Consider the following 12,617-nt stretch of genomic DNA (forward strand, 5'->3'; position numbering starts at 1 on the left):
CTTTGACCAGTAAGAAAATCGTTCTTTAAAAATTTGGGTATGTGATAGAAGTGACTGATTGATTACTTTCACTGGTAATTAATTTGGTCAAGGTAAAATTTGTAGTTCTCAATTGCAAATTTTCGGCGAATGTCGTCTTCACGTTAGAGGCAATAACCAGATTGCTTGGGGTTATATGGTCAAGTGAAGAAGCGCATACGGTGGATGCCTTGGCAGTCAGAGGCGATGAAAGACGTTGTAGCCTGCGATAAGCTCCGGGGAGTCGGCAAACAGACTTTGATCCGGAGATCTCTGAATGGGGGAACCCAGCCAGCATAAGCTGGTTATTACACACTGAATACATAGGTGTGTAAGGCGAACCAGGGGAACTGAAACATCTAAGTACCCTGAGGAATAGAAATCAACCGAGATTCCCTTAGTAGTGGCGAGCGAACGGGGACTAGCCCTTAAGTTGATTTGAGAATAGTGGAAGGCTCTGGAAAGTGCCGCCGTAGTGGGTGATAGCCCCGTACACGAAATTCTCTTATCAATGAAATCGAGTAGGACGGAGCACGAGAAACTTTGTCTGAATATGGGGGGACCATCCTCCAAGGCTAAATACTACTGACTGACCGATAGTGAACTAGTACCGTGAGGGAAAGGCGAAAAGAACCCCGGAGAGGGGAGTGAAATAGATCCTGAAACCGTATGCGTACAAGCAGTGGGAGCCCACTTTGTTGGGTGACTGCGTACCTTTTGTATAATGGGTCAGCGACTTATATTCAGTGGCGAGCTTAACCGAATAGGGGAGGCGTAGCGAAAGCGAGTCTTAATAGGGCGACAGTCGCTGGGTATAGACCCGAAACCGGGCGATCTATCCATGGGCAGGTTGAAGGTTGGGTAACACTAACTGGAGGACCGAACCGACTACCGTTGAAAAGTTAGCGGATGACCTGTGGATCGGAGTGAAAGGCTAATCAAGCTCGGAGATAGCTGGTTCTCCTCGAAAGCTATTTAGGTAGCGCCTCGTGTATCACTGTTGGGGGTAGAGCACTGTTTCGGCTAGGGGATCATCCCGATTTACCAAACCGATGCAAACTCCGAATACCAACAAGTGTCAGCACGGGAGACACACGGCGGGTGCTAACGTCCGTCGTGAAAAGGGAAACAACCCAGACCGTCAGCTAAGGTCCCAAAGTTATGGTTAAGTGGGAAACGATGTGGGAAGGCTTAGACAGCTAGGAGGTTGGCTTAGAAGCAGCCACCCTTTAAAGAAAGCGTAATAGCTCACTAGTCGAGTCGGCCTGCGCGGAAGATTTAACGGGGCTCAAACCATACACCGAAGCTACGGGTTCATCTTAGGATGAGCGGTAGAGGAGCGTTCTGTAAGCCTGTGAAGGTGAGTTGAGAAGCTTGCTGGAGGTATCAGAAGTGCGAATGCTGACATGAGTAACGACAATGGGAGTGAAAAACTCCCACGCCGAAAGACCAAGGTTTCCTGCGCAACGTTAATCGACGCAGGGTGAGTCGGCCCCTAAGGTGAGGCAGAAATGCGTAATCGATGGGAAACGGGTTAATATTCCCGTACTTCTAATTACTGCGATGGAGGGACGGAGAAGGCTAGGCCAGCACGGCGTTGGTTGTCCGTGTTTAAGGTGGTAGGCTGATTTCTTAGGTAAATCCGGGAGATCAAGGCCGAGAACTGATGACGAGTTATCTTTTAGATGACGAAGTGGTTGATGCCATGCTTCCAGGAAAAGCTTCTAAGCTTCAGGTAATTAGGAACCGTACCCCAAACCGACACAGGTGGTTAGGTAGAGAATACCAAGGCGCTTGAGAGAACTCGGGTGAAGGAACTAGGCAAAATGGCACCGTAACTTCGGGAGAAGGTGCGCCGGTGAGGGTGAAGCATTTACTGCGTAAGCCCATGCCGGTCGAAGATACCAGGCCGCTGCGACTGTTTATTAAAAACACAGCACTCTGCAAACACGAAAGTGGACGTATAGGGTGTGACGCCTGCCCGGTGCCGGAAGGTTAATTGATGGGGTTAGCTAACGCGAAGCTCTTGATCGAAGCCCCGGTAAACGGCGGCCGTAACTATAACGGTCCTAAGGTAGCGAAATTCCTTGTCGGGTAAGTTCCGACCTGCACGAATGGCGTAACGATGGCGGCGCTGTCTCCACCCGAGACTCAGTGAAATTGAAATCGCTGTGAAGATGCAGTGTATCCGCGGCTAGACGGAAAGACCCCGTGAACCTTTACTATAGCTTTGCACTGGACTTTGAGTTTGCTTGTGTAGGATAGGTGGGAGGCTTTGAAGCGTGGACGCCAGTTCGCGTGGAGCCAACCTTGAAATACCACCCTGGCAACCTTGAGGTTCTAACTCTGGTCCGTTATCCGGATCGAGGACAGTGTATGGTGGGTAGTTTGACTGGGGCGGTCTCCTCCTAAAGAGTAACGGAGGAGTACGAAGGTGCGCTCAGACCGGTCGGAAATCGGTCGTAGAGTATAAAGGCAAAAGCGCGCTTGACTGCGAGACAGACACGTCGAGCAGGTACGAAAGTAGGTCTTAGTGATCCGGTGGTTCTGTATGGAAGGGCCATCGCTCAACGGATAAAAGGTACTCCGGGGATAACAGGCTGATACCGCCCAAGAGTTCATATCGACGGCGGTGTTTGGCACCTCGATGTCGGCTCATCACATCCTGGGGCTGAAGCCGGTCCCAAGGGTATGGCTGTTCGCCATTTAAAGTGGTACGCGAGCTGGGTTTAGAACGTCGTGAGACAGTTCGGTCCCTATCTGCCGTGGACGTTTGAGATTTGAGAGGGGCTGCTCCTAGTACGAGAGGACCGGAGTGGACGAACCTCTGGTGTTCCGGTTGTCACGCCAGTGGCATTGCCGGGTAGCTATGTTCGGAAAAGATAACCGCTGAAAGCATCTAAGCGGGAAACTTGCCTCGAGATGAGATCTCACTGGAACCTTGAGTTCCCTAAAGGGCCGTCGAAGACTACGACGTTGATAGGTTGGGTGTGTAAGCGCTGTGAGGCGTTGAGCTAACCAATACTAATTGCCCGTGAGGCTTGACCATATAACACCCAAACAATTTGATGTTTGCGTGTCTCTATGAAGACTGCAACAGCCGAAAATTTGCACAACTACAAACCAAAGACATCACATACCTAATTCGGAGCAGCGTCTAACGACGGTACTCCAGCTGAATCGCTTGACGACCATAGAGCATTGGAACCACCTGATCCCATCCCGAACTCAGTAGTGAAACGATGCATCGCCGATGGTAGTGTGGGGTTTCCCCATGTGAGAGTAGGTCATCGTCAAGCACCTATACCAAAACCCCCGATCAGGAAACTGGTCGGGGGTTTTACTATTAGTACAGGCATGAGTTTTTGAGCGATCGAAACCATTGTCAGCAAGGTTTAATGCAAGTTGTTGAGTAGAAAGAACTTCTTCGGAAAGAACTTCGAAAAACCACTTGACGGAAGATGAGGCTGCTGTAGAATGCGCGCCTCGGTTGAGACGAAAGAATCAACCACCCGCTCTTTAACAACTGAATCAAGCAATTCGTGTGGGTGCTTGTGAGGTAAGACTGCTAGTCGCAAGATTATCAGCATCACAAGTTACTCCGCGAGAAATCAAAGATGTAACCAACGATTGCTGAGCTAAGTTTAGGGTTTTCTCAAAACCCAAGCAGTATTGAACTGAAGAGTTTGATCATGGCTCAGATTGAACGCTGGCGGCAGGCCTAACACATGCAAGTCGAGCGGTAGAGAGAAGCTTGCTTCTCTTGAGAGCGGCGGACGGGTGAGTAATGCCTAGGAATCTGCCTAGTGGTGGGGGATAACGTTCGGAAACGGACGCTAATACCGCATACGTCCTACGGGAGAAAGCGGGGGACCTTCGGGCCTCGCGCCATTAGATGAGCCTAGGTCGGATTAGCTAGTTGGTGGGGTAAAGGCTCACCAAGGCGACGATCCGTAACTGGTCTGAGAGGATGATCAGTCACACTGGAACTGAGACACGGTCCAGACTCCTACGGGAGGCAGCAGTGGGGAATATTGGACAATGGGCGAAAGCCTGATCCAGCCATGCCGCGTGTGTGAAGAAGGTCTTCGGATTGTAAAGCACTTTAAGTTGGGAGGAAGGGTAGTAACTTAATACGTTGCTACTTTGACGTTACCGACAGAATAAGCACCGGCTAACTTCGTGCCAGCAGCCGCGGTAATACGAAGGGTGCAAGCGTTAATCGGAATTACTGGGCGTAAAGCGCGCGTAGGTGGTTCAGTAAGTTGGAAGTGAAATCCCCGGGCTCAACCTGGGAACTGCTTTCAAAACTGCTGAGCTAGAGTACGGTAGAGGGTGGTGGAATTTCCTGTGTAGCGGTGAAATGCGTAGATATAGGAAGGAACACCAGTGGCGAAGGCGACCACCTGGACTGGTACTGACACTGAGGTGCGAAAGCGTGGGGAGCAAACAGGATTAGATACCCTGGTAGTCCACGCCGTAAACGATGTCAACTAGCCGTTGGGAGTCTTGAACTCTTAGTGGCGCAGCTAACGCATTAAGTTGACCGCCTGGGGAGTACGGCCGCAAGGTTAAAACTCAAATGAATTGACGGGGGCCCGCACAAGCGGTGGAGCATGTGGTTTAATTCGAAGCAACGCGAAGAACCTTACCTGGCCTTGACATGCTGAGAACTTTCTAGAGATAGATTGGTGCCTTCGGGAACTCAGACACAGGTGCTGCATGGCTGTCGTCAGCTCGTGTCGTGAGATGTTGGGTTAAGTCCCGTAACGAGCGCAACCCTTGTCCTTAGTTACCAGCACGTAATGGTGGGAACTCTAAGGAGACTGCCGGTGACAAACCGGAGGAAGGTGGGGATGACGTCAAGTCATCATGGCCCTTACGGCCAGGGCTACACACGTGCTACAATGGTCGGTACAAAGGGTTGCCAAGCCGCGAGGTGGAGCTAATCCCATAAAACCGATCGTAGTCCGGATCGCAGTCTGCAACTCGACTGCGTGAAGTCGGAATCGCTAGTAATCGTGAATCAGAATGTCACGGTGAATACGTTCCCGGGCCTTGTACACACCGCCCGTCACACCATGGGAGTGGGTTGCACCAGAAGTAGCTAGTCTAACCTTCGGGGGGACGGTTACCACGGTGTGATTCATGACTGGGGTGAAGTCGTAACAAGGTAGCCGTAGGGGAACCTGCGGCTGGATCACCTCCTTAATCGAAGACTTCAGCTTCTTCATAAGTTCCCACACGAATTGCTTGATTCATTGAAAAAGACGATTGGGTCTGTAGCTCAGTTGGTTAGAGCGCACCCCTGATAAGGGTGAGGTCGGCAGTTCGAATCTGCCCAGACCCACCAATTGTTGTGGGTTTGGCCTTGTACGAATATGGGGCCATAGCTCAGCTGGGAGAGCGCCTGCCTTGCACGCAGGAGGTCAGCGGTTCGATCCCGCTTGGCTCCACCATATACAGCACCGTAAGAGTTCAGAAATGAACGTTCCTGCAAAAAGCAGATGAATGTTGATTTCTGGTCTTTGACCAGTAAGAAAATCGTTCTTTAAAAATTTGGGTATGTGATAGAAGTGACTGATTGATTACTTTCACTGGTAATTAATTTGGTCAAGGTAAAATTTGTAGTTCTCAATTGCAAATTTTCGGCGAATGTCGTCTTCACGTTAGAGACAATAACCAGATTGCTTGGGGTTATATGGTCAAGTGAAGAAGCGCATACGGTGGATGCCTTGGCAGTCAGAGGCGATGAAAGACGTTGTAGCCTGCGATAAGCTCCGGGGAGTCGGCAAACAGACTTTGATCCGGAGATCTCTGAATGGGGGAACCCAGCCAGCATAAGCTGGTTATTACACACTGAATACATAGGTGTGTAAGGCGAACCAGGGGAACTGAAACATCTAAGTACCCTGAGGAATAGAAATCAACCGAGATTCCCTTAGTAGTGGCGAGCGAACGGGGACTAGCCCTTAAGTTGATTTGAGAATAGTGGAAGGCTCTGGAAAGTGCCGCCGTAGTGGGTGATAGCCCCGTACACGAAATTCTCTTATCAATGAAATCGAGTAGGACGGAGCACGAGAAACTTTGTCTGAATATGGGGGGACCATCCTCCAAGGCTAAATACTACTGACTGACCGATAGTGAACTAGTACCGTGAGGGAAAGGCGAAAAGAACCCCGGAGAGGGGAGTGAAATAGATCCTGAAACCGTATGCGTACAAGCAGTGGGAGCCCACTTTGTTGGGTGACTGCGTACCTTTTGTATAATGGGTCAGCGACTTATATTCAGTGGCGAGCTTAACCGAATAGGGGAGGCGTAGCGAAAGCGAGTCTTAATAGGGCGACAGTCGCTGGGTATAGACCCGAAACCGGGCGATCTATCCATGGGCAGGTTGAAGGTTGGGTAACACTAACTGGAGGACCGAACCGACTACCGTTGAAAAGTTAGCGGATGACCTGTGGATCGGAGTGAAAGGCTAATCAAGCTCGGAGATAGCTGGTTCTCCTCGAAAGCTATTTAGGTAGCGCCTCGTGTATCACTGTTGGGGGTAGAGCACTGTTTCGGCTAGGGGATCATCCCGATTTACCAAACCGATGCAAACTCCGAATACCAACAAGTGTCAGCACGGGAGACACACGGCGGGTGCTAACGTCCGTCGTGAAAAGGGAAACAACCCAGACCGTCAGCTAAGGTCCCAAAGTTATGGTTAAGTGGGAAACGATGTGGGAAGGCTTAGACAGCTAGGAGGTTGGCTTAGAAGCAGCCACCCTTTAAAGAAAGCGTAATAGCTCACTAGTCGAGTCGGCCTGCGCGGAAGATTTAACGGGGCTCAAACCATACACCGAAGCTACGGGTTCATCTTAGGATGAGCGGTAGAGGAGCGTTCTGTAAGCCTGTGAAGGTGAGTTGAGAAGCTTGCTGGAGGTATCAGAAGTGCGAATGCTGACATGAGTAACGACAATGGGAGTGAAAAACTCCCACGCCGAAAGACCAAGGTTTCCTGCGCAACGTTAATCGACGCAGGGTGAGTCGGCCCCTAAGGTGAGGCAGAAATGCGTAATCGATGGGAAACGGGTTAATATTCCCGTACTTCTAATTACTGCGATGGAGGGACGGAGAAGGCTAGGCCAGCACGGCGTTGGTTGTCCGTGTTTAAGGTGGTAGGCTGATTTCTTAGGTAAATCCGGGAGATCAAGGCCGAGAACTGATGACGAGTTATCTTTTAGATGACGAAGTGGTTGATGCCATGCTTCCAGGAAAAGCTTCTAAGCTTCAGGTAATTAGGAACCGTACCCCAAACCGACACAGGTGGTTAGGTAGAGAATACCAAGGCGCTTGAGAGAACTCGGGTGAAGGAACTAGGCAAAATGGCACCGTAACTTCGGGAGAAGGTGCGCCGGTGAGGGTGAAGCATTTACTGCGTAAGCCCATGCCGGTCGAAGATACCAGGCCGCTGCGACTGTTTATTAAAAACACAGCACTCTGCAAACACGAAAGTGGACGTATAGGGTGTGACGCCTGCCCGGTGCCGGAAGGTTAATTGATGGGGTTAGCTAACGCGAAGCTCTTGATCGAAGCCCCGGTAAACGGCGGCCGTAACTATAACGGTCCTAAGGTAGCGAAATTCCTTGTCGGGTAAGTTCCGACCTGCACGAATGGCGTAACGATGGCGGCGCTGTCTCCACCCGAGACTCAGTGAAATTGAAATCGCTGTGAAGATGCAGTGTATCCGCGGCTAGACGGAAAGACCCCGTGAACCTTTACTATAGCTTTGCACTGGACTTTGAGTTTGCTTGTGTAGGATAGGTGGGAGGCTTTGAAGCGTGGACGCCAGTTCGCGTGGAGCCAACCTTGAAATACCACCCTGGCAACCTTGAGGTTCTAACTCTGGTCCGTTATCCGGATCGAGGACAGTGTATGGTGGGTAGTTTGACTGGGGCGGTCTCCTCCTAAAGAGTAACGGAGGAGTACGAAGGTGCGCTCAGACCGGTCGGAAATCGGTCGTAGAGTATAAAGGCAAAAGCGCGCTTGACTGCGAGACAGACACGTCGAGCAGGTACGAAAGTAGGTCTTAGTGATCCGGTGGTTCTGTATGGAAGGGCCATCGCTCAACGGATAAAAGGTACTCCGGGGATAACAGGCTGATACCGCCCAAGAGTTCATATCGACGGCGGTGTTTGGCACCTCGATGTCGGCTCATCACATCCTGGGGCTGAAGCCGGTCCCAAGGGTATGGCTGTTCGCCATTTAAAGTGGTACGCGAGCTGGGTTTAGAACGTCGTGAGACAGTTCGGTCCCTATCTGCCGTGGACGTTTGAGATTTGAGAGGGGCTGCTCCTAGTACGAGAGGACCGGAGTGGACGAACCTCTGGTGTTCCGGTTGTCACGCCAGTGGCATTGCCGGGTAGCTATGTTCGGAAAAGATAACCGCTGAAAGCATCTAAGCGGGAAACTTGCCTCGAGATGAGATCTCACTGGAACCTTGAGTTCCCTAAAGGGCCGTCGAAGACTACGACGTTGATAGGTTGGGTGTGTAAGCGCTGTGAGGCGTTGAGCTAACCAATACTAATTGCCCGTGAGGCTTGACCATATAACACCCAAACAATTTGATGTTTGCGTGTCTCTATGAAGACTGCAACAGCCGAAAATTTGCACAACTACAAACCAAAGACATCACATACCTAATTCGGAGCAGCGTCTAACGACGGTACTCCAGCTGAATCGCTTGACGACCATAGAGCATTGGAACCACCTGATCCCATCCCGAACTCAGTAGTGAAACGATGCATCGCCGATGGTAGTGTGGGGTTTCCCCATGTGAGAGTAGGTCATCGTCAAGCACCTATACCAAAACCCCCGATCAGGAAACTGGTCGGGGGTTTTACTTTGCGCGGCCGAAAGTCGGTTTAACGCAAAAACAAATGCATAATGTTGACCCGTAGGGCGTCAGCGCTAAGTGTAGCGATTATTTGCAGGCTTACTTTTATTAGAGTTCTTTCTATGAGCGATCAGGTATTTACCGAGCATGAGCTTAAAAACCTGATCGCCTGCCATGAGTGCGATCTGTTGCAGCGCAGGCCCCAGGCTTGTGCTGGTGAGCGAGTTGAGTGCCCACGCTGTGGGTGTGAGTTATACACCCAGCGTACTCAGGTTATACGCCGAAGCATGGCGTTGGTGATTGCGGCCTTATTGTTATATATCCCCGCTAATTTTCTGCCGATCATGCAACTCAACTTGTTGGGGCAGGCTTCGAATGACACGGTTTGGAGCGGCGTTCTCGGCCTTTATAACAACGGTATGCAAAGCGTTGCTGTGGTGGTTTTCCTCTGCAGTATGGCTGTGCCGCTGCTCAAGCTACTCTGCCAGTTTGCGGTGCTGTTGAGCATCCGCCTGGATATTGGGCGCAGCTATGGTTTATTGCTCTATCGCATTTATCACCATATGCGCGAGTGGGGCATGCTCGAGGTTTACCTGATGGGCATTCTGGTGGCCATTGTGAAGTTGGTCGATCTTGCTGAGCTGAGTATTGGTCTCGGGCTAATGTGTTTTGTTGCGTTATTACTGGTTCAGGTCTGGCTTGAGGTGACCATGTCGCCGCATCAAATCTGGGACGCTCTATCGGGGGAGGATGAGCATGCGGGCGATTGATGCTGGGTTGCTGATTTGCCACGAATGCCATCAGCTCAACCCAATACAGACTGAGCAAGGCAAACAGTTTTGCTCGCGTTGTGGTGGGCATGTGCATGCGCGCCAACCCAATAGTTTGACGCGTACCTGGGCTTTACTGGTGACAGCCGCTGTGCTGTATATCCCGGCTAATCTGCTGCCCATCATGACGGTCAACTCACTGGGTAAGGGACAGTCCGATACGATCATGTCGGGTGTTATCGAATTGGTGAATTACGGCATGCTGCCCATTGCGGCGGTGGTCTTTGTCGCCAGCATCCTAGTGCCAACCTTCAAGCTGATCGGGATCGCCTTGTTGCTGTATTCGGTGCAGCGGCATCAACCGATGTCGCCGCGCCAGCGAGTGTTGATGTATCGCTTTATCGAGTGGATAGGGCGCTGGTCGATGCTGGATATTTTCGTCATCGCGATTTTGGTGGCGCTTGTCAATTTTGGCAGCTTAGCCAGTATTGTTCCTGGCTACGGGGCTATGGCCTTTGCCAGTGTGGTGGTATTGACCATGTTGGCCGCTTTAACTTTTGACCCCCGCTTGATTTGGGATAACACGGATTCGGATGACCCCCATGAATGATATGCCGCTTGCTAAGACGCGCCCCGCTTCAAACTGGTCGGCTATTTGGGTTTTGCCGCTCATTGCTCTGCTGATTGGCGGCTGGCTGGGTTGGCGTGCCTATAACGAAGCCGGTATCGAGATCCAGGTGATGTTCGACAGTGGCGATGGCATTCAGCCGGGCAAAACTGAGGTGATCTTCAAGGGCATGCCGATTGGTAAGGTCACGGCTTTGCAGTTGGAAGACAGCGGCGAGCAGCGTGGAGTGCGTGCGACCCTTGAAATGGACAAACGCGTTGAGCAGCACCTGCGTACCAATACCCGTTTCTGGTTGGTTAAACCGAGCGTTTCGCTGGCCGGCATCACCGGGCTAGAAACCCTCGTTTCGGGTAACTACATTACTGCCAGCCCCGGTGATGGCGAGCCTACGCGCGAATTCACTGCGCTGAGTGAGCCGCCGCCATTGGCTGACACGGTGCCGGGTTTGCACCTCACCCTCAAGGCTGACCGGCTTGGTTCGTTGAATAGGGACAGCCCGGTTTTCTACAAGCAAATTCAGGTGGGGCGAGTGAAGAGTTATGCCTTGGTTGAAGATCAGAACCTCATCGAGGTGAAAGTTTTCATCCAGCCAGAGTTTGCGCCTCTGGTGCGCAAACATACGCGCTTCTGGAATGCCAGCGGTGTATCCATCGACGCTGGGCTCTCAGGCATAAAGGTGCGTACGGAGTCGCTGGCGAGCATTGTTGCGGGGGGGATTGCCTTCGCCACTCCCGATCATCGCAAAGACAGTCCGCCGACTGACCCAAGCTTACCATTTCGTCTCTATGAGGATTTCGACAGTGCCCAGGCTGGCATTCGCGTATCACTGAAACTGCATGAGTTTGATGGGCTGGAGCCGGGGCGTACGCCTGTCATGTACAAGGGCATTCAAGTTGGCCACCTGAAGACCTTTAAGGTTGATGATGATCTCAGTGGCGCTCAGGTTGAGTTGATGCTCGACCCGCGCACCGAGGATTATCTGGTCGAGGGTACTGACTTCTGGATGGTTAAACCGTCCATATCCTTGGCAGGTATTACCGGGCTCGAAGCGCTCGTCAAAGGCAATTACATTGCAATTCGTCCGGGTGAGCAGGGCGCAGCGCCACAGCGTGATTTTGTCGCCAGAGCCAAGGCCCCGCCTCTTGATCTCGCATCCCCTGGCTTGCACTTGGTGCTGTTTAGCGACGTGCGCGGTTCTTTGGAAGTTGGCAGCCCGATTCTGTTCAAGCAACTTAAAGTTGGCTCGGTGCAGAGTTACCAGCTGTCACGGGATAACAAGCAAGTAGCGTTTGGCGTACACATTGAACCTGAGTATGAGCACCTGGTTAACAGCAGCACGCGTTTCTGGAATGCCAGCGGTATTACCTTGAAAGGTGGGCTGTCCGGTGTCGAGGTTAAAAGTGAGTCGTTGCAGACGTTGCTGGCAGGCGGTATTGCGTTTGAAACCCCCAATCCGCAAGCCGCGAAGAGTGGCAAACGGGTGCAGCGTTTCGCCCTGTATAGCAGTCAGGACACCGCCCTTGAGAAAGGTGTTGCCTTGATCATACGAGTCCCCCGCGGGGACGGCCTGAGTGAGGGCACGGCGATTCGTTATAAAGGCCTGGATGTTGGCAAGGTCGAGCGTATTGAGCTGACGGATGATTTGCAGGCAGTGATTCTGCATGCCCGTGTTACCCAGGCCACTAAACAAATTGCCCGTGCAGGCACACAGTTCTGGGTGGTCAAGCCGGAGGTCAGTCTGACCCGTGCAGCTAACTTGGAAACTCTGGTCAGCGGACAATACTTAGAGGTGCGACCCGCGAATAAAGCCGGCGCGGTACAAACCAGCTTTACTGCTGCTGAGTCTGCCCCAACGCAGAACGCCCGTGAACAGGGGTTGCGCTTGGTGCTGAGTGCCGCGCGCCGGGGTTCAATCAAACCGGGTGTGGTGGTCAGCTACCGTGAAGTGCCGGTGGGTAAAGTTACTCATTTTGAGCTAGGCCCGACATCGGATCGGGTGCTGATACATGTTCTGATCGAGCCACGTTATGCGCCGTTAGTGCGCAGCGCGAGTCGCTTCTGGAATGCCAGCGGCATCGGTGTGGATGCTGGGTTATTTAGCGGTGTGAAAGTTCGAACTGAGTCGTTGGAGGCTTTACTGGAGGGCGGTATCGCCTTCGCCTCGCCGGATAACCCGCAGATGGGTGGTCCAGCGCAGACTGGGCAAACCTTTGCCTTGCATGATGAGGTGAAGGAGGAGTGGTTACGCTGGGCGCCGAAGATTGCGCTGGAGCAATAACCGACAAGGGCCGCATTTGCGGCCCTTGTGGTTTTGGGTGTG

The 12,617-nt window shown here is 52.0% G+C and carries 3 protein-coding genes, 2 tRNA genes and 5 rRNA genes; all 10 read left to right on the forward strand.

Annotated features, from left to right (window positions below):
* The first annotated feature begins 177 nt into the window (after positions 1-177).
* Positions 178-3,067: ribosomal RNA gene (locus tag WF513_RS04455) — 23S ribosomal RNA — on the forward strand.
* 134 nt (positions 3,068-3,201) lie between these two features.
* Positions 3,202-3,317 (forward strand): 5S ribosomal RNA (gene rrf, locus WF513_RS04460).
* Positions 3,318-3,692: 375 nt separating this feature from the next.
* Positions 3,693-5,229, forward strand: a 16S ribosomal RNA gene (locus WF513_RS04465).
* Between the two features lie 65 nt (positions 5,230-5,294).
* Positions 5,295-5,371 (forward strand) — tRNA-Ile (locus WF513_RS04470).
* Positions 5,372-5,401: 30 nt separating this feature from the next.
* Positions 5,402-5,477, forward strand: a tRNA-Ala gene (locus WF513_RS04475).
* 244 nt (positions 5,478-5,721) lie between these two features.
* Positions 5,722-8,611: ribosomal RNA gene (locus WF513_RS04480) — 23S ribosomal RNA — on the forward strand.
* 134 nt (positions 8,612-8,745) lie between these two features.
* Positions 8,746-8,861: ribosomal RNA gene (rrf, locus tag WF513_RS04485) — 5S ribosomal RNA — on the forward strand.
* Together the 16S, 23S and 5S rRNA genes with 2 tRNA genes alongside form the textbook arrangement of a ribosomal RNA operon.
* A gap of 160 nt (positions 8,862-9,021) precedes the next feature.
* Positions 9,022-9,669 carry a paraquat-inducible protein A gene (locus WF513_RS04490; protein WP_339081828.1) on the forward strand — a complete coding sequence of 216 codons (648 nt, stop codon included), beginning with the start codon at positions 9,022-9,024 and terminating at the stop codon, positions 9,667-9,669.
* Positions 9,656-10,279 carry a paraquat-inducible protein A gene (locus WF513_RS04495; RefSeq protein WP_339081830.1) on the forward strand — a complete coding sequence of 208 codons (624 nt, stop codon included), beginning with the start codon at positions 9,656-9,658 and terminating at the stop codon, positions 10,277-10,279. Before WF513_RS04490 ends, WF513_RS04495 begins: the two co-directional genes overlap by 14 nt.
* Positions 10,272-12,575: an MlaD family protein gene (locus WF513_RS04500; RefSeq protein WP_339081832.1), complete on the forward strand. Its 2,304-nt coding sequence runs from the start codon at positions 10,272-10,274 to the stop codon at positions 12,573-12,575. Before WF513_RS04495 ends, WF513_RS04500 begins: the two co-directional genes overlap by 8 nt.
* Positions 12,576-12,617 lie beyond the last annotated feature (42 nt).

Source organism: Pseudomonas sp. TMP9 (assembly GCF_037943105.1).
Taxonomy (GTDB): Bacteria; Pseudomonadota; Gammaproteobacteria; order Pseudomonadales; family Pseudomonadaceae; genus Aquipseudomonas.